Below are 24,216 nucleotides of genomic sequence, written 5' to 3'. Positions count from 1 at the left end.
CTCACGAACCAAAAAGCCAGCGGGTCAGGGCAAAGGCAAAACCGAAGAGCGCGGCGTAGCCGGCAACCTCCAGGCTGAATTCGCGGCGCGATTCGCGCCAGGCGCGCAGCCGCTCGACCAGCAGGCCCGCCACCACGGGCGCCAGCAGCAGGTTGAGGATTTGCAGCCAGTGCAGGCGTATCGCCAGGTGGGGCACGACCAGCACGGTCAGGATGCCGGCGCCAATGCCGGTCATGACGGACCACGCCGCTTCCTGCGTCGCCGTCAGTTCGTGGTCGCGCCCGCGCAGCTTGTACCAGGCGGCCTTGAACGCCCCGCCGAACATCTCGCCAAAAAGCTGCAGAAACAGCTCGCCGAAAAACTCGAACAGCAGTTCCAGCAGGAATTCCATCGCGGCGCCGGGCTGGGCCTGGGCTTCAGGCCGTCAACCGGGTCAGCGCTTCCTGGTATTTGGCCGCCGTTTTGGCGACCACATCGGCCGGCAGGTGCGGCGAGGGGGGGGTTTTGTCCCAGGGCTTGCCGTTGATGCGCACGGCTTCGAGCCAGTCGCGCACGAACTGTTTGTCGTAGCTGGGCGGGTTCGCACCTAGAGCGTAGGCGGCTTCATAGCCTTCTATGGGCCAGTAGCGCGAGGAGTCGGGCGTCAGCACTTCGTCCATCAAGGTCAGCGTGCCGTTTTCGTCGAGGCCGAACTCAAACTTGGTGTCGGCAATGATGATGCCTTTGGTCAGCGCGAAGGCCGCGGCCGTGCTGTAAATCTCTATGCTGATTTTTTTGATCTGCGCGGCGAGTTCAGGGCCGACAACCTTGACCACCTGCTCGTAGCTGATGTTCTCGTCGTGCTCGCCGGCTTCGGCTTTGGCGGCCGGCGTGAAGATGGGCTCGGGCAGCTTGCCGGCGTTCTTCAGGCCCGCGGGCAGCGGCACGCCGCAGACGGCCTGGCTCTCCTGGTATTCCTTCCAGCCGCTGCCGGCCAGGTAGCCGCGCACCACCGCCTCGACCGGGAGGGGCTTGAGGCGCTTGACCAGCATGGAGCGGTTCACCACCTGCGGCACTTCGGCCGGCGTGACCACGCTTTCGGGCGCCTCGCCGGTCAGGTGGTTGGGGCAGATGTGGCCCAGCTTGCCGAACCAGAACAGCGCCATCTGCGTGAGCAGCGCGCCCTTGCCGGGAATCGGCTCGCCGAGGATGACGTCGAAGGCGCTGAGCCGGTCGCTGGCCACCATCAGCAGCCTGTCCTTGCCCACGGCGTAGTTGTCGCGCACCTTGCCGCGTGCAAGCAGGGGCAGGGAGGTCAGGGCGGAGGTATGGAGTGCTTGGGTCATGGTGCAGGCGTGGGAGGGGGAGTCAACGTAAAAAGCCCGCGACTCGCAAGAGCCGCGGGCTTTGAATTATCGCCAATCCGCGCGGGTGGACGGCGGGAATTTTCAATGCACCACTTGAGCCAGTTCACCCTTGGCATATTTGGCGGCCACGGCCTGCAGGGTGTCGCCCTTGATCTTGGCGCCCTGGCCTTCGCAGCCGAACTGGATGTAGCGCTGCTTGCAGATCTGCTTGGCGGCTTCGCGGGCGGGCTTGAGCCATTCGCGGGCATCGAACTTTTCGGGGTTTTCGGCCAGGAACTTGCGCACCGCGGCCGTCATGGCCAGGCGGATGTCGGTGTCAATGTTGATCTTGCGCACGCCGTGCTTGATGGCTTCCTGGATTTCCTCGACGGGCACGCCGTAGGTTTCCTTCATGTTGCCGCCGTACTGGCGGATCAGGGCCAGCAGCTCCTGCGGCACCGAGGAGGAGCCGTGCATCACCAGGTGGGTGCTGGGAATGCGCTTGTGGATTTCCTTGATGCGGTCAATCGCCAGGATGTCGCCGGTGGGCTTGCGCGTGAATTTGTAGGCGCCGTGGCTGGTGCCTATGGCGATCGCCAGCGCATCGATCTGCGTGCGTTTGACGAAATCGGCGGCCTGCTCGGGGTCGGTCAGCAGCTGCTCGCGCGTCATGGTCGCGTCGGTGCCGTGGCCGTCTTCCTTGTCGCCCTTCATGGTTTCCAGCGAACCCAGGCAGCCGAGCTCGCCTTCGACGGTGACGCCGTACTTGTGGGCCAGCTGCGAGACCTTTTTTGTCACCTCGACGTTGTAGTCGTAGCTGGCAATGGTCTTGCCGTCGGCTTCCAGCGAGCCGTCCATCATCACCGACGAAAAGCCGAGGTCGATGGCGCCCTGGCAGACGTCGGGGTTCTGGCCGTGGTCCTGGTGCATGACCAGGGGGATGTTGGGATACATCTCGATGGCCGCCTGGATCAGGTGCTTGATGAAGGGCTCACCGGCATATTTGCGCGCGCCGGCGCTGGCCTGCAGGATCACGGGCGCGCCGGTTTCCTTGGCCGCTTCCATGACGGCTTGCACCTGCTCGAGGTTGTTGACGTTAAAAGCCGGAATGCCGTAGCCGTTGACTGCCGCATGGTCCAGCAGCTCGCGCATCGAAACGAGTGCCATGATCAGAATCCCCAGAAAGTTAAAAACGCTGCCGAAAAAGGCGAGGTCCCCGCGGAGGGCCGCGCAGCACGAGGGCTGCCTGCATGGGCCGTAACCGCCAAGTAACCGAGGCCTTCATTCTACCGGCTGCGTAAAGACCACTTATTTAGGGAGTTAGCGGCAGAACCATGCGGTAACAGCGTGTAAAAGGCGCGGGCGCGGCTGGCTGGGTAAATCGGCCGCCGTGCACGTCCATCACGCGGCCGACGATTTTATGGCCCAGGCCCAGCCTTTCGGCGGAAGGCGCCACGGCGCCGGGACGGGCCTGGCCGTCATCGCAGACCTGCAGCCACGCCGCGTCGGCGTCGCGGCCCCACTGGACACAGACGAAAGTGCCCCGGGCCGTATGCTGCAGGGCGTTGTCGACGAGGTTGCGCAGGGCCAGTTCCAGCAGCAGCGGATGGGCCAGGACCTCAAGCCCCTCCTCGCCCTGCACGCTGAGCGTATGCCCGCTTTCCCAGGAAGCCTGCGCGTACCCCGCCACCACCCGCCCGGCCAGGGTCCCCAGGTCCAGGCGCTGCATCTGCTGCTGCAAGTCCGCGCGGCTGGCCCGCGCCAGTGAAAGCAGCTGGGTGATGACGTGCCCGGCACGCATCGCGTCGGCACCGATTTGCGCCAGCGCCTGCTCGCGCGCGGCGGGCGAAAGCTCGCCGCGCAGCGAGGCCGCCTGCAGCGCGATGGAAGACAGTGGGGTGCGCAATTCATGGGCCACCTCGCTGGCCAGCTGCCGCTCGCGCTCCAGCGACGCCTGCTGCTGGCCCACCAGCGTGTTGATGGAACGCACGACCGAATTGAATTCGCGGTAGGGATGGCGGGCCTCCAGGCGCTCGGCCTTGTCCACTTCAAGCTCGGCCACGTCGCGCGACAGCGCCTGCAGGGGGCGCAAGCCGCGCCAGATGGCCGCGCCCAGCGCGAGCGCCACCACGGGCAGCAGCCACAGGCCCGGCTCCGCCAGCTGCCCGGCAACGTCGGCGGCCATCTCGTCGCGCTCGTCGGCACGCACCAGCACGGTGACCTGCCGCGCGTGCGAGGCGTCCCACTGTGAAAAGCTGCGCCAGGTGGCCGGTGGCGTGCCCAGTTCGAGGTCGGCGAAACCGGAGCGTTCGCTGAAAGGCGGCACAGGTGCGTCGCCCGAGCGGGCCAGCAGCCGGCCGTCGGCGCCGCGCACCAGCACGCTGAGGGAAGGCTGGTAGTCATGGCTCTTGAGCGTGGGAATGGCGGGACGGACGGTTTCCCTCGCCGCGTCGACGAAGGGCGGCAAGTCCAGGTTGAGCATCAGGGCCGCGGTACCGGCCAGGTGCCCGTCGGTCAGTTCGCCCGCCTCATGGATACCGGTGCGGTAACCCACCGCCACAAAGCCGGCCCACACCAGCAGCAGCGCCGCCAGCACCCACAGCAGCAGGCGGCGCGTGAGCGAAGCCTGCGCAGGCAGCGCGGGCTTCATGCGCCGTCCTCCCGCGGTATGAAGTAGCCGACGCCGCGCAAGGTCTGGATCAGGCCCTCGCCCAGCTTGCGCCGCAGATGGTGAACGTGGACCTCCACCGCATTGCTGCCGACGGCATCCTGCCAGTTGTAGAGGCGCGCTTCGAGCTGCTGGCGCGACAGCACCCGGCCGCGCGACTCCAGCAGCAGGAGCAGCAGGGCGAATTCGCGCGGCGCCAGCTCCACGCCCTCACCCGCGCGCAGCACCGTGCGGGCCGCCGGGTCTATCACCAGGTCGCCGTGAACCAGCAGCGGATGGGCCCGGCCCGCCGCGCGCCGCAGCAGCGCGCGCATGCGCGCCTCGAGCTCGTCGAGGTCAAAAGGCTTGACCAGGTAGTCGTCGGCGCCCAGGTTCAGGCCCGAGATGCGGTCTGCGACCTGGTCGCGCGCGGTCATGATGAGCACCGGTGTCAGCGGGTCGGGCAACGCCCCGGGCGCGCCCGCACGGGCCTGGCGCAGCCGCAGCAGCAGGTCGCCACCGTCGCCGTCGGCCAGCCCCAGGTCCAGCAGCACCAGGTCAAACGGCTCGCTGGACAGGGCGGCCCAGGCCGATCCCAGACTGGCGCAGACATCGACCGCATAGCCCCGCTGCTGCAGATTGGTCCGCAGGCCCAGGGCGATGCCCGCATCGTCTTCGACCACCAGGATTCGCATGGGGGCCATTGTCGGCGTTGCGGGCCGCGGCGGGGGGCGTTTCACCGCCCGCCGCAGGGCCTTAAGGGTGAGTTAAGACGCTCAACCTATCTTGCGGCATCCCCTGCCCACCCGCTTGCGCGACATGCCCATGACCGCTTCCCGCTCCCTTCACGACAGCGCCCCTGTTTCATCCCAAGTGTTCCTGGCAAGCCTGCTCGGCCTGGCGCTGCTGCTGGCCTGGGACCATTCAGGCCTGGACCTGTGGATGGCGCACTGGTTCGGCTCCGCCACCGGCTTTGCCTATGAAGACCACTGGTTCTGGCGCGGCACGCTGCACGACGACATACGCTGGCTGCCATGGACGGTCGAACTGGCGCTGCTGGCGGCCGTGGCGCGGCCTTTCGGCGCCCTGCGAGGGTTGGCCGTAGAGCGCCGGGTGCAGCTGGCGCTGAGCACGCTGGTCTCGCTGCTGGTGGTGTCCACCCTCAAGCTGCACAGCCTCACGAGTTGCCCCTGGGAGCTGCGCGAGTTCGGCGGCACGGTGGCCTATGTGTCGCACTGGGCCTGGGGCCTGCGCGACGGCGGCAGCGGCGGCTGCTTTCCGGCCGGCCACGCCTCGGCGGGTTTTGCGTTTATCGGCGGCTTTTTTGCGCTGCGCCATACCCTGCCCCGGGCGGCGCGGCGCTGGCTGGCAGGTGCCCTGGCGGCGGGTCTGGCACTGGGGCTGGCGCAGCAGGTGCGCGGCGCCCATTACATGAGCCACACGCTCTGGACCGCCTGGCTGTGCTGGGCCTCGGCGGCGCTGGTCGACAACATCGTCACCCAGATGCTTTCGCAAAAGCCGTCACCGGCCCGGGCGCAGGTGCCCATGCTCGCACCGGGACGCTAGTCCGCAGCAGTAAGGTTCAGGCTACTCTGCAAATTTTCAGCATGTTGGTGCCACCGGGCGCGCCCATGGGCTCGCCGCAGGTGATGGCGTAGACGTCGCCGCTTTGCACGATATTGCGGCGCAGCAGGTGGCCTTCGGCCTGCTCGAGCGCGGTGTCGCGATCGGCGCTGGTGTCCATCAGCAGGGGGCGCACGTTGCGGTACAGCGCCATCTTGCGCTGCGTGGCCAGGCGCGGCGTGAGCGCGTAGATCGGCACGCGGATATCGTGGCGGCTCATCCACAAGGGGGTGGAGCCGCTGTCGGTCAGCGCCACGATGGCCTTGGCGCCCAGGTGGTGGGCGGTGAACAGCGCACCCATGGCGATGGACTGGTCGATGCGGCTGAAGGTCTTGCCGGAAAAATCGCCTTCCAGTTCCTTGTATTCGGCTTTCTCGGCTTCCTCGCAGATCTTGGCCATCTCCTCGACGGTCTCCAGCGGGTACTTGCCGGCGGCGGTTTCGGCGCTGAGCATCACCGCGTCGGTGCCGTCCAGCACCGCGTTGGCGACGTCGCTGACCTCGGCGCGCGTGGGCACCGGATTCACGATCATGGACTCCATCATCTGCGTGGCGGTGATGACGACCTTGTCGCCGGCTCGCGCCATCTTGATCATGCGTTTTTGCAGGGCTGGCACGGCGGCGTTGCCGACTTCCACGGCCAGGTCGCCGCGGGCCACCATGATGCCGTCGCTGACCTGCAGGATTTCCTCGAGCTTGGGGATCGCTTCGGCGCGTTCGATCTTGGCGATCAGGCCGGGCTTGTGTTTATAGGGCGCGGCGGCCACGTTGCACAGCTGGCGCGCCATTTCCATGTCGGTGGCGTTCTTGGGAAAGCTCACGGCCACATAGTCGGCCTGGAAGCTCATGGCCGTCTTGATGTCTTCCATGTCCTTGGCGGTCAGCGCCGGGGCGGTGAGGCCACCGCCCTGCTTGTTGATGCCCTTGTTGTTGGACAGCTCGCCGCCCAGCTTGACGGTGGTGTGCACTTCTTCGCCGCGCACCATGTCGACGGTGAGCACGATCAGGCCGTCATTGAGCAGCAGCACGTCGCCGGCTTTCACGTCGCGCGGCAGTTCCTTGTAGTCCAGGCCCACGCCCTTGAGATCGCCGGGTTCGGTGCGCGAGGCATCGAGGATGAATTTCTCGCCGGGCTCGAGCTGGACCTTGCCTTCGGCGAACTTGCCGACGCGTATCTTGGGGCCCTGCAGGTCGGCCATGATGGCGACTTCGCGGCCGGCGCGCTGGGCGGCTTCGCGCACCAGCTGGGCCCGGTCCACATGATCCTGGGCAGTACCGTGGCTGAAATTGAGGCGCACCACGTTGACGCCGGCACGGATCATTTTCTCCAGCAGTGCAGGGTCGCTGGAGGCGGGTCCGAGGGTGGCAACGATCTTGGTGGCGCGACGCGGCATAGTGAATGTCTCCATGTAATTTAGTTTCCGATTTTCACACGGAAATAGTTACAAAGGCGTTACCAATTCGGCGCCCGTGGTCATACCGGAGCCCGAGCGGCAGGAAAAGAGGACGTTCAGCCCGCGGCGCGTTTTTGCAAAATCTCGAAGGCCGGCAAGGTCTTGCCTTCCAGCACTTCAAGGAAAGCGCCGCCGCCGGTGGAGATATAACCGACCTGCTTTTCGATGCCGTACTTGGCGATCGCGGCCAGCGTGTCGCCGCCGCCGGCAATGGAAAATGCGCTGCTTTCGGCGATGGCGCGCGCAATGCCTTCGGTGCCCTTGGCGAAGGCGTCGAATTCGAACACGCCGACCGGGCCGTTCCAGACGATGGTGCCGGCGGCCTTGAGCTGCGCGGCCAGCCGCGCCGTGGTTTGCGGGCCTATGTCGAGGATCAGGTCGTCATCGGCCACGTCGGTGGCGGCCTTGACGGTGGCCGGCGCATCGGCGGCAAAAGTCTTGGCGGTGACCACGTCGGTCGGGATCGGCACTTCGGCGCCGCGCGCCTTCATGGCGTCGATCACGGCCTTGGCTTCGGCCAGCAAATCGGCTTCGGCCAGGCTTTTGCCAATCTTGAGGCCGGCGGCCAGCATAAAGGTGTTGGCGATGCCGCCGCCCACGATGAGCTGGTCCACATTGGCGGCCAGCGACTTGAGGATGGTCAGCTTGGTGGACACCTTGCTGCCGGCCACGATGGCGACCAGCGGCCGGCGCGGGCTGGACAGCGCCTTGGAGATCGCGTCCATTTCGGCGGCCAGCAGCGGGCCGGCGCTGGCCACGGGCGCGTACTGCGCGATGCCGTAGGTGGAGGCCTCGGCGCGATGGGCGGTGCCGAAGGCGTCATGCACAAAGATGTCGCAGAGCGCGGCCATCTTGCGCGCGAGTTCTTCGCTGTTTTTCTTCTCGCCCTTGTTGAGGCGGCAGTTCTCGAGCAGCGCCAGCTGGCCAGGTTTGACGTCGACGCCGTCCACCCAGTTGGGCACCAGGGCCACGTCGCGGCCCATGAGCTCGCCCAGGCGCTTGGCCACGGGCGCCAGCGAATCGGCGGGCTTGAACTCGCCCTCGACGGGGCGCCCGAGGTGGGAGGTCACCATGACCGCGGCACCGGCATCCAGCGCCATCTGTATGCAGGGAATCGAGGCGCGCACGCGCGTGTCTTCGGTGATGTTGCCGGCATCGTCCTGCGGCACATTGAGGTCGGCACGGATGAAGACGCGCTTGCCGGCAACTTTGCCGCTGGCGCACAGGTCGGAAAAACGGATGAAATTCATGGGAAGGCTCGCAAGGGAAGTGAAGTTTCAGGCCGGTGCCGGCCTGAGCTGCCGCAATTGTAGGCGGGCGTTTTTCCTGCAAGCCCGGCTGCGAGGCGCCTTTGCGTTTGCTTACCTGCCTACCATCCCAGGCAGATATGCAGCGGCAGATACACGGCCATGCCGGCCAGGATGGTACCCAGCACGCCATGGCGCCAGTAATACCAGGCCGTGCCCGCGACGACGGCAAAGAGGCGCGCGTCCTTCCAGGTGGCGATCAGGTGGCCCTGGCTCATCACCATTTCGGGGATGATGACCGCCGCCAGCGCGGCAATGGGCGCGTAATGCAGGCCGCGCTGGGCCCAGGCCGGCAGGGTCCAGGGCTTGTCCGACAGGAAAAAGAAGCAGCGCGTGATGACGGTGATCGCCGTCATGCCGAGTATGGTGGCCACGGTCCAGAGATCGGTCTGGTTCATGCGGCGTCTCCGGTACCGGGGGCGGGTGCTGCGGATTTGGCCACCGGCTTTTCCAGCAGCAGGCAGACGGCCACCGCCGCGGCGATGGCCACCAGGATGTTGAGCTTGAGCGGCAGGGCAAAAGCGGCGACCGCCGCCGCGCCGGCGATGCCGGCCGACACCACGCGCAGCCGCGTGGTGGCCAGCGAGCACATGATGCCCAACAAGGCCAGGATGCCGGCGAAGCCCAGGCCCCAGGACAGCGGGATGGAATTGGCCAGCGCGATGCCCAGCAGGCTGGCGCCCACCCAGCTGACCCAGCTGACGCCGCAGCTGCCGGCCCAGTAGGCCTCCTGCCCCTTGATCACCAGCGGGTCGCTGGATGGGTGCGGAAAACGCTTGGTGAACAGCACGTAGTTGAGGTCGGCCATGGCATAGCCGTAAAACAGGCGCCGCCACAGGCTCTGGTGCATCACATAAGGACGCAGGTGGGCGCTGAAGACCATGAAGCGCAGGTTCACGCAAAACGAGGTGGCCAGGATCACCCACATGGGAGCGCCGGCCACGATGAGCGGAAGGGCCGCCAGCTGGGAGCTGCCGGCAAATACCAGTATCGCCATCAGCAGCACCTCGATCAGGCTCATGCCCGACTTGGCCATGGCCACGCCGGTCATCAGGCCCCAGGCGGCAATGCCGGGCGCCACCGCCGCGAGTTCGCTGGCTCCGATGCGGAACTCCGGATGCTTGAACAATGTCTTCACAAAACCCTCATTCCTGTTGATCTGCCGGCGCCTGGCTGAACACCATGCCGGGCCGGATGTCGAAACCGCGCAAAAAATCGGCCGCATCCAGCGCCTTGCCGCCGGCTTTTTGCAGGCGGCTCACACGCAGCACACCGTCGGCGGCCGCGATGTCTATGCCTTCAGCGCCGGCGGCCAGCACCTGGCCGACCTCCGCACCGGCAGGCCGGGCCGCGCCGGCGACGATTTCGGCGCGCCAGAACTTGAGGGTCTGGCCCTCCAGCACGCCGGCCGCGCCCGGAAAGGGGTTGAAGGCGCGTATGCGGCGCTCCAGCACGGCGGCGCGTTGCGCCCAGTCCATCATGGCCTCGTGCTTTTCTATCTTGTGGGCATAGGTCACGCCCTCGGCCGGCTGGGGCGTGGCCGTGAGGCCGCCGCAGGCCGCCAGTTCGAGCGCCTCAACAATGAGCCGCCCGCCGAGGCCGGCCAGCCTGTCGTGCAGGGAGGCGGTGGTGTCATCCGCGGCAATGCGCAGCTTGTCCACCAGCAGCATGTCGCCGGTATCAAGCCCGGCATCCATTTGCATGATGGTGATGCCGGTTTCCGCGTCGCCGGCCTCGATGGCGCGGTGTATGGGCGCGGCGCCGCGCCAGCGCGGCAGCAAGGAGGCATGGATATTGAGGCAGCCCAGCCGGGGGGTGTCCAGCACCCATTGGGGAAGGATCAGCCCGTAGGCGGCAACCACCATGAGGTCCGCTTTGGCCGCCAGGATGGCCTCACGGGCTGAAGCCGCGTCGTCGGGAAATTTGCCGTCCAGCCGCAGGCTGCGCGGCTGGGCGACGGGGATGTGGGCGCTTGCCGCCCATTGTTTGACGGGGGAAGCCTGCAGTTTCATGCCGCGGCCGGCGGGGCGGTCGGGCTGGGTCAGGACCAGGGGGATTTCAAAACCGGCTGCGTGCAATCTTTCAAGGGCCACGCGGGCGAACTCAGGGGTACCGGCAAATATGACGCGCATGGCGTCCGATTCTAAAGACCCCTGGGGAAATCCCGGGGTAGCGGCGGCAAAGCCCCGCGTATCACGCAAGCCGGCCGTGAACGAACGCTCAGCCGGCGGACTCGCGCTCCTCGTCCTTTTTCTGCTTGATCATCTTGGTCTTGATGCGGTTGCGCTTCAAGGGTGAGAGGTATTCCACAAACACCTTGCCCAGCAGATGGTCCATTTCATGCTGGATGCAGACCGCCAGCATGCCTTCGGCTTCATAGACCTGGGACTTGCCGTCCAGGTCCAGGGCCTGGACCTTGATGGCGATGGAGCGTTCGACCCCGTCATAAATACCGGGCACCGACAGGCAGCCTTCGTCGCCAACACGCTTTTCCTCGCTGGCCCAGAGGATTTCGGGGTTGATCAGCACCATGGGCTGGTCGCGCTCTTCGCTCACGTCGATGACGATCAGGCGCTCATGCACATTGACCTGGGTGGCGGCCAGGCCTATGCCGGAGGCCTCGTACATGGTTTCAAACATGTCGTCGGCCAGCTTGCGCAGGCGTGCATCAACGGCAGCCACGGGTTTGGCCACCGTGTGCAGGCGGGGGTCGGGGTAACGAAGAATGGTCAGCTGGCTCATGGGGGAAAGCAAGGGGAAATGAAGGCCCGAGGGGGAGATGTCGCTATTTTCGCCACTTTTCTCGGTTTTTCGGCATCCTGATATTCCCAGAATCGTGTATTCGTTGCTTAATCAAGGGCTTAGGTACAAAATCGTTAGTAATTTATCAAGATATGACACGACCATTTCCGCCTGATTCCGCTGCGGATCGCGCCGTGCCAATCCCCTAAAAGCGCCGAAGGCCTACAAAGATGCAAACAATTTTTGGTCGTTTCAGTCAAATTTCAATAGCCGCCACCGCCCTTCTGGGCCTCGCCGGCGGCCTGCATGCCCAGAATTTCCCCATCACACCGGGCCAAAAAGCAACAGCCGCCCAGGTGGCCCAGGCCGGGGTCCCTCTCAGTGAGCTGGCGCCCAATGCACCGGACGAATACACGGTCAAGCGCGGCGACACGCTGTGGGCCATCTCCGGCCTGTTCCTCAAAAGCCCGTGGCGCTGGCCGGAACTGTGGGGCATGAACCTGCAGGACATCCGCAACCCGCACCGTATCTACCCGGGCCAGCACCTGTACCTGGACAAAACCGGCGGCCGCGCCACCCTGCGCACGCGCCAGGCCTCCAGCGACGGCCCACCGACCGACACGGTGCGCGTTTCGCCCCGCACCCGCTATGAGTCCCTGGCCGACAACTCCATTCCCACACTGTCGCCCAACGTCATCGAACCCTTCCTCTCGGAAGCCGTCCTGGTGGACGACGCGACTTTCTCCAGGGCGCCCCGCATCGTCGCCGCCCAGGAAGGCCGCGTGCTGCTCAGCCGTGGCGACCGCGCCTATGCGCGCGGCGAATACGTGGGCGGTGTGGCCACCGGCACCCCTTTGAGCGATGCCAAAGACCAGCCGCTGGACTACCGCGTCTACCGCAATGCCACCCCCCTGAAAGACCCGACCACCCAGCAGATCCTGGGCTACGAGGCGCAATACATCGGCAAGGCCGAGTTGATGCGCGGCGAGTCCGTCATGCAGGTGCCGGGCAAGGACGGCAATCCGCACCCGGAAATCGTGCCCGCCACGATTGATATCGTCTCCACCAAGGAAGAAATGCGGGTCGGAGACCGCCTGCTTCCCGACCCGCCTCGGGAGATGGTCAGCTACGTTCCGCATGCACCCGCCACCCCGGTCACGGGCCAGATCGTGTCGATTTACGGCAGCGCCGTGGCGAATGCGGCGGAAAACCAGGTTGTGGTGATCAACCGGGGCGCCAAAGACGGCCTGGAGCGCGGCCATGTCATGGCCATCCTCAAGGACGGCGAACGGCTGGCCGACAAAACCGACAGCGCACGGCCGCAAATCAAGCTGCCCAATGAGCGCAACGGCCTGATGATGGTGTTCCGCACCTTCGACAAGCTTTCTTACGCGCTGATCCTGCAGATCACCGACGGCGTGAAAGTCGGCGACCGCTTCACCAACCCGAACTAAGGGCGCTGCCTGCGGCCGGGCGCGCCGTGGCGCGGCCCACCGGCAGCGGCTTCCCCGCCCGTCCAGATCGACGTGGATACCCAAGAGCTTCAGGCCTGGCTGCGGCTGACGCTTTCCCCCGGTGTGGGAAACGACACCGCGCGCAAATTGCTGGCCGCTTTTGGCTCGGCGCAAGCCGTCTTTGGCCAGAGCCCGGCCGCCCTCAGGCAACTCGGCACCGAAAAGCTGGCCAAAGCCATCCTGGAGGAGCCGCCGGCGCTGGCGGCCCAGTTGCGGCTCACCCTCGAATGGCTGCGGGCCGGCGACGACAGGCAGCTCGCCACGCTGGGCGATGCCGCCTACCCGGCGGCCTTGCTCGACATCGAAGACCCGCCCCTGATGCTTTACATGCTGGGCACGCTGGCCGGGAAGCCGGCAACGGCGCCCCATATTGCCATCGTGGGCAGCCGCAACCCGACGCCGCAGGGTGAAGCCAACGCCCGGCAGTTCGCCAAGGCCTTCGGCGCTGCCGGACTTTGTGTGGTGTCGGGTCTGGCCCTCGGCGTTGACGGTGCGGCACATGACGGCGCCTTGCTGGGCGGCGGCGAGACGATTGCGGTGGTGGGCACCGGCCTGGACAGGGTCTATCCCAAAAAACATCTCGCGCTGGCGCACCGGATCACGCAGCAGGGCATGATCGTCAGCGAATTTCCCCTCGGTACGCCGCCGCTGGCGGCCAATTTCCCGCGGCGCAACCGCATTATTTCGGGCCTGTCCCGCGGCACCCTGGTCGTGGAGGCCGCGCTGCAATCGGGCTCGCTGATCACGGCGCGGCTGGCGGCCGAGCAGGGCAAAGAGGTCTTTGCGATTCCCGGCTCCATCCACTCACCCCAGTCGCGCGGCTGCCACGCGCTGATCAAACAGGGCGCCAAACTGGTGGAAGTGGCGCAGGATGTCCTGGAAGAGCTGAATCTCTCCGCCGCAGTCCCCGCGCCCGGCGGCGACGACGCGGCGGCGGGGCCACACGCCGCTGATCCGCTGGTCGCGGCCCTGGGCTTTGACCCTGTGAGCCTGGACGCCTTGCAGGCGCGCACCGGGCTGGACACCCCGCGGCTGCAGGCCGGGCTGCTGGAGCTTGAGCTGTGCGGGCAGGTGGTGCGCCTGCCGGGCGGACTGTTCCAGCGCCTGGCCACCGGTTGAGGCCCGGGGATTTCCCGCACGCGGCGAACCTCGCCGGGGGTTTGACACGGCCGGCGGCATCTGCGTTATATTGGGTGCATGTTTGAAGTACTGGTGTACGTCTACGAGAATTACTGGCAAGGTGACGCTTGCCCCGAACTCCACCGACTGAGCCGCAAACTCACCGCGGCGGGATTCGACGCCGAGGAAATCCAGGCGGCCCTTGTCTGGCTCGACGGCCTGAATGTCGCGGCCCAGGGCACGCAGATCAGCCTGCCGGCCAAAACCCCGCAGGCAGGCGATGAATCCCCCGCAATCTCTCCCGCCATCCAGCCGCAATCGGCCGCCAGTCTGCGCGTGTACTCCGTCGCCGAGCAGGTGCACCTGGGCGCGCAAAGCCTGGGTTTTGTGAGCTTTCTTGAGTCCTCCGGCGTGCTGCCGCCGCACATGCGCGAGATCGTCATAGACCGCGCCATGGCGGCCCCCGGCGACCCGGTGACGCTGGACGACCTCAAAATCATCGTCCTCATGGTGTATTGGAGCTTTGGCGAAGAGCCCGACGCGCTGGTGCTCGATGAACTGTGCGACGACACGGAGTTCCGCCTGGCCCACTGAGCGCCAGGGGCCGCTCCCCCAAATACGTAAATTAAAGGCCTAGCCCAGCAGGCGCTCGGGATTGGCGTCCAGCTTGGCCAGCGCATCGCGCGTGGCGCGCACCGTCAGCGCTTCTTCTTCCGTCGGCACCAGCAAGCCCGCCTGCAGGTAGGCCGCAAGGCGGCGCGCCTGGATCAGGAAATTGCGGCCGTCGGCGGAGGCGAACAGGTGCAGCTGCTTGCGGCCGCTGCACCAGGCGAACTGCACATGGCTGACCTTGCCGTTGTGGTCCAGGCTGAACCAGGAACCCAACTGCAATTCCTTGGCCCAGGCGCGCATGGCCTCGGTGGGGTGGCTGCCGCCGTCGGCGATCACCTCGATGTCGGTGGCATCTATGCCGATCATGGTCACAAGGCTGTCGGTGTCCAGGGGCAGGTCCCCGACATCTTCATCGGACAGGTAATCCTCGAGGTTGGTCAGGCGCTTGGCCATGGCCTCCACCTTCTCCACGGGAATGGCCTCGGTTTTGGACATGAAAGCATCGGCCAGCGTATCGCTGATGACTTTCAGGTGCCCGTCCTGGTCGGCGACACTCAGGCCCAGCATGGACATCCCCAGGCGCAGCAGCTGCAGCAGCTTGGGCAGGTCGGCGATGACGCGCGCGCGGTCATTGCGGTTGGGTTTGGCGCTCGCCGCCCACACCAGGTCGACGGCGGCCCGCTTGAGCGTCAGGGTCTCTTCATGCTGCGGGCCGTTCTTCATGGCGGCGATCGCCAGCACCTCGGCCCACACCTTGAACAGGAACTCGCGGATTTCATCGCGCACCGACATGTCATTGAGCATGTTGCGCATCTCAATGGTGTACTGGATGGTCATGGTCTCTTTTTGCTCGACCTGCTGGGCCACGCTCACCACGCGGGCGGCGTTGCCGTGCTCCGAAAGAAACCGGGACAGGAATTTGTCGAATTCATCGTAGACGAGCTGGAACACCCGGCGACCGGTTTCGGGGTATTGCTCGATCACCTGCACGACGCGCTTGATCTCGGCTTCCAGCACGCCGCCCGCCACCGTGACGTCGAAGCCGAGCACGCACGAGCCCATGCGGTCTATCAGCCGGCGCGCGGGATGCTGCAGCGACTCGAAGAACTCGGGCTCCGAGATCGCCACGCGCAGCACCGGCATTTGCAGGCGCGCGAACCAGACACGGATCACCGCGGGAATCCGGTCTTCCGCGAGGATGCTCTGGAACATCAGGGCCACGATTTCAATCGTCGCCTTCTCGGAGGAAGTGGACGCGGCCTCCTTGAGCTTGGTGGTACGTTCGCGCAGGACGCCCACGGCGTGGTCCACCTGCGCCTGGCCGTAGACTTGTCCCGGCGCATCCACCAGCAGCGTACGCTCCCCGCCGGTTTCCTGCACGCGCTCCACGCTGGCCATGGCCTGCGCCAGCTGCGGCGAGGCCTGGCTGGGCCGCGTATCGTCGAAGCCCGCCGCCTGGTTTGACAGCAGGCGCTTGAGTTGCCCCATCACGCCCTGGGCGCGCATGCGCGCCCGGGCCAGGGGCGTGGTGGCGGTCTGCAGGCGGGTTTCGTCGTACACCCCCTGGCCGGGGCCCGTGGTGGCTTCCGGGCCTTTTGCCGCTTGGTGCTGGCCGGCGTGTACGGCACCGTTGCCTGGGCCGCCCTGGAAGCCCGGACCGGCCGCGCCGGCGCCCATGAAGCGGCCGCCACCCTGCCCGCCACCCTGCCCGCCTCGCGCACCGCCACCGGCCGCGGCACCTGCTGCGCCCCGCGCAGCACTGCCGGCACCAGCGCCGGTGCCGCCGTAGGCGGATTCAGCGCCGCCGGCCCTGGACGAAGCCGCGCCGGAAGCGCCTCCCCGGGCGACGCCGCCACGGACGCCACCCATGGAAGCCTGGCCGCGGCCGCCGGATAAGGACGGGCCTGCGCTTCCGGTGGATTCACCATAAGAAGGGGAGGCATTGCCGCCGCCGGCGCCGCCGTAAGCCCCGCCGCCCCCCATGCCGGAGCCGGCCGGACCGCCCTCACCCTGCGGATCTCTTCCCCTTTGCGCTTCGGGTGCCGTTTTGGCCGGGACGCCGGTGCCGGCGGCCGAGGGCGTGCGCTTGACCAGCGGCCTCAGGTCGATCTCGGCCATCACACCCTGCTGCACCAGGAATTCGTTGGTGGCATGGTAGGTTTCGAGCAGGTGCTCGCCCATGTCCTTCTGGATGCCGCTCTGGACCGCCAGCCAGACCTCGCGCGGCAGGCCGGCCTTGCCCCATTGCTCCACCAGGTGCTGGGCGAGCACTTCGGGGCGCAGGATGTCCTGCTTGTGGAGCTCGGTGATCCCCTCCAGGTTCTGGATGCGCAAACGAAGGTCGTTGAGTTCCCAGCTCGTGAAATCGAGCAGGCGCAAGGCCAAGCGTGAGGCGAGGATCTTGTCCTCCATCACGTCGTTGTCCATCAATTCGAATTTTCCGCTGTCCAGGAAGCGGGCCGGCGAATTGGCGGCGGGGATGGTCCGCGCATTGGCCCAGGCGGCGGTCGTGCCGCGGACCCAGGCATCGCCGCTTTTCTGGAAGGCCAGCCAGCCGTCGCGCCTTTCCTGCATGTCGCGGGCGCTGCCCGGCTGGTCGACCAGCGCGGACAGCTTGTCTTGAATGGTTTTGGCCAGCGCGGGCAATATCCGTGCGGCACGCTCCGTAAACAGCGCGCGAGCCTGCTCGACCAGAAGACTGTTATTTTTGTTGCTTGGCACGACCGCCCTGGGTGATTAACCTATAGCTTACACCGTAGCCCCTGCGTTGGGGTCATTCGGATCTTCGCCTTTTTTGGCCGGCGCCTTGACCAGGTCTTCCCGCTTGATGCCCAGCCACATCGCGATCGCGGCGGCCACAAAAACCGAGGAATAAATACCGAACAGAATGCCTATGGTCAGCGCCAGGGCGAAGTAGAACAGCGTCGGGCCGCCGAACAGCAACATCGACAACACCATGATCTGGGTCGAGCCGTGGGTGATGATGGTGCGGCTGATGGTGGAAGTGATCGCGTTGTCGATGATCTCTATGGTGTTCATCTTGCGGTAACGGCGGAAGTTCTCGCGGATCCGGTCGAAGATCACCACCGACTCATTGACGGAATAGCCCAGCACCGCCAGCACGGCGGCCAGCACGGCCAGCGAAAACTCCCACTGGAAGAACGCGAAGAAGCCCAGGATGATGACGACGTCGTGCAGGTTGGCGATGATGGCCGCCACCGCGTATTTCCATTCAAAACGGAAGGCCAAGTAGACCATGATGCCGAACACCACCATGGCCAGCGCCTTGAGCCCGTCGTGGGCCAATTCCTCACCGACCTGCGGGCCGACAAATTCCGTGCGGCGCAGCGTCACCTCGGGGCTGGCCGCCTTCAGGGCCGCCAGCACCTTGTCGCTTTGCTGGGCGGTGCTTACCCCCTTCTGGGCCGGCAAGCGGATCATGACATCGCGCGAGGTGCCGAAGTTCTGCACCTGCACGTCGGTGAATCCCAGGCCGGCCACGGTGTCGCGGATTTTGCCGACGTCAGCCGCCTGGGTGTAGTTCACCTCCATCAAGGTGCCGCCGGTGAACTCGACCGACAGGTGCAGGCCGCGCGTGATCAGGAAGAAGACGGCCAGCGCGAAGGTGGCAAAACTGATGACATTAAAAATCAGGGCATGCCGCATGAACGGGATGTCGCGCCGGATTTTGAAGAATTCCATCTGGGGTCCTTGGGGAAACTCGAGAAAAAGGCCGGGATTATTTGGTCGCCACGGCGCCGGAGGCGGCGGGCCGCCACACGGTGCCAATGGAGACCGACTTGAGCTTTTTCTGGCGGCCGTACCAGAGGTTGACCAGGCCGCGCGAGAAAAACACCGCCGAGAACATGCTGGTCAGAATGCCTATGCAGTGCACCACCGCAAAGCCGCGCACCGGGCCTGAGCCGAAGGCCAGCAATGCCAGACCGGCGATCAGCGTCGAGATGTTGGAGTCCAGGATGGTGGCCCAGGCCCGTTCGTAGCCGGCGTGGATGGCCGCCTGCGGCGACGACCCGTTGCGCAGCTCCTCACGCACGCGTTCGTTGATCAGCACGTTGGAGTCGATGGCCATGCCCAGCGCCAGCGCCATGGCCGCCATGCCGGGCAATGTCAGGGTCGCCTGCAGCATGGACAGCACCGCCACCAGCAGCAGCAGGTTGACGGCCAGGGCCAGGCCGGAGAACAAGCCAAACAGCATGTAATAGGCCGCCATGAAGGCGACAATCACGACAAACCCCCAGGACACGCTGTGAAAGCCCTTGGAGATGTTGTCGGCGCCCAGGGTCGGGCCTATGGTGCGCTCCTCGATGATTTCCATGGGCGCGGCCAGCGAGCCGGCGCGCAGCAGCAGCGCCAGGTCATTGGCCTCGGTCACGCTCATGGAGCCGGAAATCTGGAAGCGGTTGCCGAGTTCGCCCTGGATGACGGGCGCGGTCAGCACCTCGCCCTTGCCTTTTTCGAACAGCAAAATGGCCATGCGCTTCTTGAGGTTCTCGCGGCTGGTGTCGCGCATGATGCGCCCGCCCTTGGCGTCGACCGTGAGGTCCACCTTGGGCTGCTGGTTCTGCGAATCAAAGCCGGGCTGCGCGTCCGTCAGGCTCTCACCGGTCAGGATCACCTGTTTCTTGACGATCACCGCCTGGCCGTTGCGCTCGAAGAAGCGCTCGTCGCCGAAAGGAACCGCGCCGGTATTGCTGGCGGCGGCCCGGGCTTCGGCACTGTCGTCCACCAGGCGCATTTCCAGCGTGGCGGTGCGGCCCAGAATGTCCTTGGCCTTGGCCGTGTCCTGCACGCCGGGCAGTTGCACCACGATGCGGTCTATGCCCTGCTGCTGGATCACCGGCTCGGCAACGCCCAGCTCGTTGATGCGGTTGTGCAGGGTCACGATGTTCTGCTTGAGCGCCTGGTCCTGGATGCGGCGCGCGGCTTCGGGCTTGATGGACGCCGTCAGCTTGTACTCCGTGCCGTCCGGCACATCGACAGTCTGCAGGTCGGCGAACTGGTCCTGGATCAGCCCCTTGGCCGAGGCCAGGGTGGCGGAGTCGCGCAGCCTGATCTCAATGGCCTGGCCGTTGCGGCTGATGCCGCCGTGTCGGACGTTCTTTTCGCGCAGGGACAGGCGGATGTCGCCGGCCAGGGACTCGGCGCGTTTGGTCAGCGCCGCCTGCATGTCCACCTGCAGCATGAAGTGGACGCCGCCGCGCAGGTCCAGCCCCAGGTACATCGGGAAAGCGTGCAGCGAGGTCAGCCAGGCGGGCGAGCGCGACAGCAGGTTGAGCGCGACCACGTAGGCCGGGTCGTTCGCGTCGGGCGCCAGGGCTTTCTGGATGGCGTCCTTGGCCTTGAGCTGCGTGTCGGTGTCGCCGAAACGCGCCTTGATCGAACTGCCCTCGAGCGTGATGGCGTCGGCCGCGATGCCGGTGTCCTTCAGAGCCTGCTCGACCTTGGCCAGCGTCGTGCTGTCGACCTTGATGGTGGATTTGCTGCTGGATACCTGTACCGCGGGCGCTTCGCCGAAGAAATTGGGCAGCGTATACAAAGCCGCGATCAGCAGCGCGACCACGATGATGGCGTACTTCCAGGCCGGATAACGATTCATGGGAGGGCTGTTCCTGGTGGACAAATGAACAAAAGGGGCGCCCGCATCAAGCCGCAGCAGCCCCGATATACCGAAAAGCCCCGTGAAGCTTCACGGGGCCTTGAAGACTTACTTGGCCGTGCTGATCGCGCCCTTGGGCAGGACCTGGATGATGGCGCTGCGCTGCAGCTGCACTTCAACGCCGGGGGCCAGTTCCAGGGTCAGGTAAGCATCGCCCAGCTTGGTCACCTTGCCGAGCAGGCCGCCGGCCGTCGCGACTTCATCGCCCTTGGCCAGCGCGTCGATCATGGCGCGGTGCTCTTTTTGCTTCTTCATCTGCGGGCGGATCATGACGAAATACAGCACCACAAACATCAGCACCAGGGGCAGCATGCCCGTCAGCGAGGACATCATGTCACCACCGGCGGCTGCAGCGGGAGCGGTTTGGGCAAAGGCGGAAGAAATGAACACGGCTAACTCCACAACATAATAAAAACACACTGGCGCGCGCGCCGTCCGGCACGGACGGTGCACGGAGTCCACGATTGTATGCGGCGGGGCAAGCGCCCCAAGGGGTAACTGGCGCGCGCCAGGGGCTTTTCAAGCCGGCTTTACGCGCAAAGGGCCGCCGCGGGCATGGCCGCGGCGGCCCTCATCGGGAGGGAAAGGCCCGGGCGGGCTCAGGCCGCTTTCCGCTGGACGGTAGATCCGGGGCTACGAAAGGCTTGCATCAAGGCGGCCCACTGCGGCCGCGCGGCGGCCAGATGGCGCGCCTTGACATGGCCATAACCCTTGATCATTTCGGGAATCCGGGCGATTTCCAGCGCCGTGGCATGGTTTTCGGCCGTCAGCCCCGCCAGCACTTCCGAAAGGCTGGCCTTGTATTCCTCGATCAGGGCGCGCTCGGTGCGCCGCTCTTCGGTGCGGCCGAACACATCCAGCGGCGTGCCGCGCAAGCCCTTCAGGCGGGCCAGCAGCTTGAACGCTCCCAGCATCCAGGGGCCAAATTGCTTCTTCTGCAGCTCGCCCTTGTCGTTTTTGGCGGCGATCAGGGGCGGCGCCAGGTGGTAATGCAGCTTGAAGTCGCCTTCAAACATGGCGTTGACCTTGCCCAGGAAGGCCGTGTCGGTGTGCAGGCGCGCCACTTCATACTCGTCCTTGTAGGCCATCAGCTTGAACAGGTAGCGCGCCACGGCTTCGGTCAGCGTCGTTTTGCCCAGCACCGCCTCGGCACCCCGCACCTGTTCGACAAAGGACTGGTAGGCCTGGGCGTAGGCGGCGCTCTGGTAGGCCGTGAGGAAGTCCACCCGCTTGGCCAGCATTTCGGCCAGGGCCGGCTTCTTCACGAATTCGATGACCTGCGCCGCCTTGAACAGCGCCCGCACCGAGGCCAGGTCGTGCGCGCAGCGACGGCCCCATTCAAAAGCCGCCTTGTTGTTGTCGACCTGCACGCCGTTGAGCTCGATGGCCCGCATCAGCGCGGCATGCGACAGCGGCACGCGTCCCTTTTGCCAGGCAAAGCCCAGCATCAACGGGTTGGTGTAAATCGAGTCGCCCACCAGCTGCACCGCCACCTCCTCGGCATCGAAGCTGCCCAACAAGTCAGCGCCCACTGCGGAAGTTACGGCGCTTTCGCAATTGCCGCCGGGGAACTGCCAGCCCGGGTTCTTCACAAAGGCCGCCGTCGGCGTGCCGTGCGAATTCATGGCCACATAGGTGCGGCCCGGCTGCATGACGGTGAGGGTGTATTTGCTGGCGGCCACGATCGGGTCGCAGCCTATGACCAGGTCGGCCTTGGCGGTGTCCACCTTGGTGGTGTAGATCGCCTCGGGGCGGTTGGCGATCTGGATGTGGCTCCAGGTGGCGCCGCCTTTTTGCGCCAGGCCGCCCGCATCCTGCGTGACCACGCCCTTGCCTTCCATATGGGCCGCCATGCCCAGCAACTGGCCTATGGTGATGACGCCGGTGCCGCCCACGCCGCCCACGACAATGCCCCAGGCGTTTTCCGCCACGGGCAATACCGGCTCGGGAACCGGCGGCAGGCCGGAGACGCCACCCTTCTTTTCTTTCTTCGGTTTCTTCAGCTGCCCGCCCTCGACGGTGATGAAGCTGGGGCAGAAGCCCTTCACGCAGGAATAGTCCTTGTTGCAGGTGTTCTGGTTGATGCGGCGCTTGCGGCCGAATTCGGTTTCCAGCGGCTCGACCGACAGGCAGTTGGACTGCACCGAGCAGTCGCCGCAGCCCTCGCAGACCAGCTCGTTGATCACCACGCGCTTTTCCGGGTCCACCAGGGTGCCGCGTTTGCGGCGCCGGCGCTTTTCCGTCGCGCAGGTCTGATCGTAAATGATGGCGGTCGTGCCCTTGATCTCGCGGAACTCGCGCTGGATGCGGTCCAGCTCGTCGCGGTGGTGCACCGTCACGCCCTCAAGCAGCGGCGCGCCGTCGTATTTCTGCGGTTCGTCGGTCACAATCACCAGCTTGGCCACGCCTTCGGCGCGCAGGCTTTGCATGATCTGCAGCACCGAGTGGCCCTCGGGCCGCTCGCCGACCTGCTGGCCGCCCGTCATGGCGACCGCATCGTTGTAGAGGATTTTGTAGGTGATGTTCACCCCCGAGGCGATGGCCTGGCGTATCGCCAGCAGCCCGCTGTGGAAGTAGGTGCCGTCGCCGAGGTTGGCAAAAATGTGCTGGTCGGTCGTGAAGGCCGCCTGGCCCACCCAGGTCACGCCTTCGCCGCCCATCTGCGTGAAGGTGGAGGTGGAGCGGTCCATCCAGGTCGCCATGTAGTGGCAGCCTATGCCGGCGACGGCGCGCGAGCCCTCGGGCACGCGCGTGCTGGTGTTGTGCGGGCAGCCGCTGCAAAACCAGGGCGCGCGCTCGCCGGTGTCGGCCTTGGCTTCGGCCAGCGCGCGCTCGCGCGCCTCGATCACGGCCAGGCGCTCGTCCATGCGCGAGACCACATCGGCCGGCACGCCGAGTTTTTTCAGGCGCTTGGCGATCGCCTTGGCGATGATGGCCGGCGTCAGGTCGGCCTTGGCGCGCAGCAGCCAGTTGTCGCTCGGGTTGGAGCGGCCCCATTCACCGCCGGACTGGTCGCCTTCGGGCTCGTCGAACTTGCCCAGCACATTGGGCCGCACGTCGGCGCGCCAGTTGTAGAGCTCTTCCTTGAGCTGGTATTCGATGACCTGGCGTTTTTCCTCCACCACCAGGATTTCCTGCAGGCCTTCGGCGAAGTCTCGCGTGATGGTCGCCTCCAGCGGCCAGACCACATTGACCTTGTGCAGGCGTATGCCCAGCTGGTGGCAGGTGGGCTCATCCAGCCCGAGGTCGGCCAGCGCCTGGCGCGTGTCATTGAAGGCCTTGCCGCTGGCGATCAGGCCGAAACGGTCCTTGGGGCCCGCGATGACGTTGTAATTGAGCTTGTTGGCGCGGATGTACGCGAGCGCCGCATACCATTTGTAGTCCATCAGCCGGGCTTCCTGCTCCAGCGGCGCGTCCGGCCAGCGGATGTGCAGGCCGCCGGGCGGCATTTCGAAGTCTTCGGGCAGGATGATCTTCACGCGGTCGGGGTCGACCAGGATGGAGCTCGACGACTCCACGACTTCCTGGATGGTTTTCATGCCCGACCAGACGCCCGAAAAACGGCTCATGGCAAAGGCATGCAGCCCCATGTCCAGGATGTCCTGCACATTGGACGGGAAGAACACCGGCAGGCCGCAGGCCTTGAAGATGTGGTCGCTCTGGTGGGCGGCGGTGGAACTCTTGGAGACATGGTCGTCGCCGGCAATCGCGATCACCCCGCCGTGTTTGGCGGTGCCCGCCATGTTGGCGTGCTTGAAGACGTCCGAGCAACGGTCCACGCCCGGGCCCTTGCCGTACCAGATGCCGAACACGCCGTCGAATTTTTTGCTTTGCGGGTACAGGTCCAGTTGCTGGGTGCCCCAGACGGCGGTGGCGCCCAGCTCCTCGTTGACGCCGGGCTGGAACACGATGTTCTGCGCGGCCAGGTGCTTTTTGGCGGCCCACAGCGCCTGGTCGTAGCCGCCCAGCGGCGAGCCGCGGTAGCCGCTGACAAAACCCGCCGTGTTCAGGCCCACCATGGCATCGCGCGTGCGCTGCAGCATGGGCAGGCGGACCAGCGCCTGCACGCCGCTCATGAAAGCGCGGCCGTGCCCTAAAGAATATTTATCGTCAAGCGTGACCGTTTCCAGGGCCTTGCGGATGTGTTCAGGTAGGGGCGCGTTCATGTTCGTGGGTCTCCAGGACTGTTTTTGATAC

Annotated in this window: 20 protein-coding genes; 4 read left to right on the top strand and 16 right to left on the bottom strand. The window is 65.8% G+C overall.

What is annotated here, in order from left to right; all coding sequences use genetic code 11:
- Nucleotide 1 precedes the first annotated feature (1 nt).
- The 5 genes from AC1D09_RS18395 to AC1D09_RS18375 form a co-directional block, all read right to left on the bottom strand.
- Nucleotides 2-391, bottom strand: a complete 390-nt coding sequence (locus AC1D09_RS18395) for a hypothetical protein (RefSeq protein ID WP_477662077.1) — start codon at nt 389-391, stop codon at nt 2-4.
- Between the two features lie 25 nt (nt 392-416).
- A complete protein-coding gene (locus AC1D09_RS18390) occupies nt 417-1,325 on the bottom strand; it encodes a phosphoribosylaminoimidazolesuccinocarboxamide synthase (protein WP_477662078.1) in 909 nt (302 codons plus the stop codon).
- Between the two features lie 102 nt (nt 1,326-1,427).
- Nucleotides 1,428-2,492, bottom strand: coding sequence for a class II fructose-bisphosphate aldolase (gene fba, locus AC1D09_RS18385; protein ID WP_477662079.1), 1,065 nt, complete (start codon nt 2,490-2,492; stop codon nt 1,428-1,430).
- A gap of 145 nt (nt 2,493-2,637) precedes the next feature.
- A complete protein-coding gene (locus tag AC1D09_RS18380; RefSeq protein WP_477662080.1) occupies nt 2,638-3,975 on the bottom strand; it encodes a histidine kinase dimerization/phospho-acceptor domain-containing protein in 1,338 nt (445 codons plus the stop codon).
- Nucleotides 3,972-4,667, bottom strand: coding sequence for a response regulator (locus AC1D09_RS18375; protein WP_477662081.1), 696 nt, complete (start codon nt 4,665-4,667; stop codon nt 3,972-3,974). Before AC1D09_RS18375 ends, AC1D09_RS18380 begins: the two co-directional genes overlap by 4 nt.
- A gap of 130 nt (nt 4,668-4,797) precedes the next feature.
- On the opposite strand from AC1D09_RS18375, the gene AC1D09_RS18370 reads away from it, so the two are divergent.
- A complete protein-coding gene (locus tag AC1D09_RS18370; RefSeq protein WP_477662082.1) occupies nt 4,798-5,538 on the top strand; it encodes a phosphatase PAP2 family protein in 741 nt (246 codons plus the stop codon).
- A gap of 16 nt (nt 5,539-5,554) precedes the next feature.
- Here AC1D09_RS18370 and pyk read toward each other — a convergent pair whose 3' ends face one another.
- The 6 genes from pyk to def form a co-directional block, all read right to left on the bottom strand.
- Nucleotides 5,555-6,988 carry a pyruvate kinase gene (gene pyk, locus AC1D09_RS18365; RefSeq protein WP_074579120.1) on the bottom strand — a complete coding sequence of 478 codons (1,434 nt, stop codon included), beginning with the start codon at nt 6,986-6,988 and terminating at the stop codon, nt 5,555-5,557.
- Nucleotides 6,989-7,104: 116 nt separating this feature from the next.
- Complete coding sequence (locus AC1D09_RS18360; RefSeq protein ID WP_477662083.1) at nt 7,105-8,298, bottom strand: phosphoglycerate kinase; 1,194 nt, start codon at nt 8,296-8,298, stop codon at nt 7,105-7,107.
- 119 nt (nt 8,299-8,417) lie between these two features.
- Nucleotides 8,418-8,753, bottom strand: coding sequence for an AzlD domain-containing protein (locus AC1D09_RS18355; protein WP_477662084.1), 336 nt, complete (start codon nt 8,751-8,753; stop codon nt 8,418-8,420).
- Entirely contained in the window at nt 8,750-9,493 is a 744-nt protein-coding gene (locus AC1D09_RS18350) for an AzlC family ABC transporter permease (protein ID WP_477662085.1), read from the bottom strand. Before AC1D09_RS18350 ends, AC1D09_RS18355 begins: the two co-directional genes overlap by 4 nt.
- A 7-nt stretch (nt 9,494-9,500) precedes the next feature.
- Nucleotides 9,501-10,487 (bottom strand): methionyl-tRNA formyltransferase, encoded by a 987-nt coding sequence (gene fmt / locus AC1D09_RS18345; protein ID WP_477701163.1) that lies wholly within the window; start codon nt 10,485-10,487, stop codon nt 9,501-9,503.
- An 88-nt stretch (nt 10,488-10,575) separates the two neighbouring features.
- On the bottom strand, nt 10,576-11,097 hold the full coding sequence (gene def, locus AC1D09_RS18340) for a peptide deformylase (RefSeq protein ID WP_477662087.1): 522 nt from the start codon (nt 11,095-11,097) through the stop codon (nt 10,576-10,578).
- 230 nt (nt 11,098-11,327) lie between these two features.
- Between def and AC1D09_RS18335 the strand changes: the two genes are divergently transcribed.
- From AC1D09_RS18335 to AC1D09_RS18325, 3 genes are all read left to right on the top strand, one after another.
- Nucleotides 11,328-12,551 carry a LysM peptidoglycan-binding domain-containing protein gene (locus AC1D09_RS18335; protein WP_477662088.1) on the top strand — a complete coding sequence of 408 codons (1,224 nt, stop codon included), beginning with the start codon at nt 11,328-11,330 and terminating at the stop codon, nt 12,549-12,551.
- Nucleotides 12,552-12,623: 72 nt separating this feature from the next.
- A complete protein-coding gene (gene dprA, locus AC1D09_RS18330) occupies nt 12,624-13,730 on the top strand; it encodes a DNA-processing protein DprA (protein ID WP_477662089.1) in 1,107 nt (368 codons plus the stop codon).
- A gap of 78 nt (nt 13,731-13,808) precedes the next feature.
- Nucleotides 13,809-14,324, top strand: a complete 516-nt coding sequence (locus AC1D09_RS18325; protein ID WP_477662090.1) for a Smg family protein — start codon at nt 13,809-13,811, stop codon at nt 14,322-14,324.
- 39 nt (nt 14,325-14,363) lie between these two features.
- Here the strand turns inward: AC1D09_RS18325 and AC1D09_RS18320 are convergent, their stop codons facing one another.
- From AC1D09_RS18320 to AC1D09_RS18300, 5 genes are all read right to left on the bottom strand, one after another.
- On the bottom strand, nt 14,364-17,063 hold the full coding sequence (locus tag AC1D09_RS18320; protein WP_477662091.1) for a DUF1631 family protein: 2,700 nt from the start codon (nt 17,061-17,063) through the stop codon (nt 14,364-14,366).
- Nucleotides 17,064-17,090: 27 nt separating this feature from the next.
- On the bottom strand, nt 17,091-18,044 hold the full coding sequence (gene secF, locus AC1D09_RS18315; protein ID WP_477662092.1) for a protein translocase subunit SecF: 954 nt from the start codon (nt 18,042-18,044) through the stop codon (nt 17,091-17,093).
- A gap of 37 nt (nt 18,045-18,081) precedes the next feature.
- Nucleotides 18,082-19,959 (bottom strand): protein translocase subunit SecD, encoded by a 1,878-nt coding sequence (secD, locus tag AC1D09_RS18310; protein WP_477662093.1) that lies wholly within the window; start codon nt 19,957-19,959, stop codon nt 18,082-18,084.
- Between the two features lie 108 nt (nt 19,960-20,067).
- On the bottom strand, nt 20,068-20,409 hold the full coding sequence (gene yajC / locus AC1D09_RS18305) for a preprotein translocase subunit YajC (RefSeq protein WP_036839126.1): 342 nt from the start codon (nt 20,407-20,409) through the stop codon (nt 20,068-20,070).
- Nucleotides 20,410-20,618: 209 nt separating this feature from the next.
- Entirely contained in the window at nt 20,619-24,185 is a 3,567-nt protein-coding gene (locus tag AC1D09_RS18300; protein WP_477701162.1) for an indolepyruvate ferredoxin oxidoreductase family protein, read from the bottom strand.
- Nucleotides 24,186-24,216 lie beyond the last annotated feature (31 nt).

The organism is Polaromonas sp. P1_A2, assembly GCF_056406895.1.
The sequence above is the reverse complement of the archived record's forward strand: the minus strand, read 5'-3'. Positions and strand labels throughout refer to the sequence as shown.

What these genes read in the sequence shown, in the direction of transcription:
- AC1D09_RS18380 (WP_477662080.1), bottom strand. Translation starts at nt 3,975, where the DNA reads ATGAAGCCCGCGCTGCCTGCGCAGGCTTCGCTCACGCGCCGCCTGCTG.
- AC1D09_RS18370 (WP_477662082.1), top strand. Translation starts at nt 4,798, where the DNA reads ATGACCGCTTCCCGCTCCCTTCACGACAGCGCCCCTGTTTCATCCCAA.
- secD (WP_477662093.1), bottom strand. Translation starts at nt 19,959, where the DNA reads ATGAATCGTTATCCGGCCTGGAAGTACGCCATCATCGTGGTCGCGCTG.
- secF (WP_477662092.1), bottom strand. Translation starts at nt 18,044, where the DNA reads ATGGAATTCTTCAAAATCCGGCGCGACATCCCGTTCATGCGGCATGCC.
- AC1D09_RS18360 (WP_477662083.1), bottom strand. Translation starts at nt 8,298, where the DNA reads ATGAATTTCATCCGTTTTTCCGACCTGTGCGCCAGCGGCAAAGTTGCC.
- AC1D09_RS18375 (WP_477662081.1), bottom strand. Translation starts at nt 4,667, where the DNA reads ATGCGAATCCTGGTGGTCGAAGACGATGCGGGCATCGCCCTGGGCCTG.
- AC1D09_RS18325 (WP_477662090.1), top strand. Translation starts at nt 13,809, where the DNA reads ATGTTTGAAGTACTGGTGTACGTCTACGAGAATTACTGGCAAGGTGAC.
- AC1D09_RS18390 (WP_477662078.1), bottom strand. Translation starts at nt 1,325, where the DNA reads ATGACCCAAGCACTCCATACCTCCGCCCTGACCTCCCTGCCCCTGCTT.
- AC1D09_RS18355 (WP_477662084.1), bottom strand. Translation starts at nt 8,753, where the DNA reads ATGAACCAGACCGATCTCTGGACCGTGGCCACCATACTCGGCATGACG.
- fba (WP_477662079.1), bottom strand. Translation starts at nt 2,492, where the DNA reads ATGGCACTCGTTTCGATGCGCGAGCTGCTGGACCATGCGGCAGTCAAC.
- AC1D09_RS18335 (WP_477662088.1), top strand. Translation starts at nt 11,328, where the DNA reads ATGCAAACAATTTTTGGTCGTTTCAGTCAAATTTCAATAGCCGCCACC.
- AC1D09_RS18395 (WP_477662077.1), bottom strand. Translation starts at nt 391, where the DNA reads ATGGAATTCCTGCTGGAACTGCTGTTCGAGTTTTTCGGCGAGCTGTTT.
- AC1D09_RS18300 (WP_477701162.1), bottom strand. Translation starts at nt 24,185, where the DNA reads ATGAACGCGCCCCTACCTGAACACATCCGCAAGGCCCTGGAAACGGTC.
- def (WP_477662087.1), bottom strand. Translation starts at nt 11,097, where the DNA reads ATGAGCCAGCTGACCATTCTTCGTTACCCCGACCCCCGCCTGCACACG.
- fmt (WP_477701163.1), bottom strand. Translation starts at nt 10,487, where the DNA reads ATGCGCGTCATATTTGCCGGTACCCCTGAGTTCGCCCGCGTGGCCCTT.
- pyk (WP_074579120.1), bottom strand. Translation starts at nt 6,988, where the DNA reads ATGCCGCGTCGCGCCACCAAGATCGTTGCCACCCTCGGACCCGCCTCC.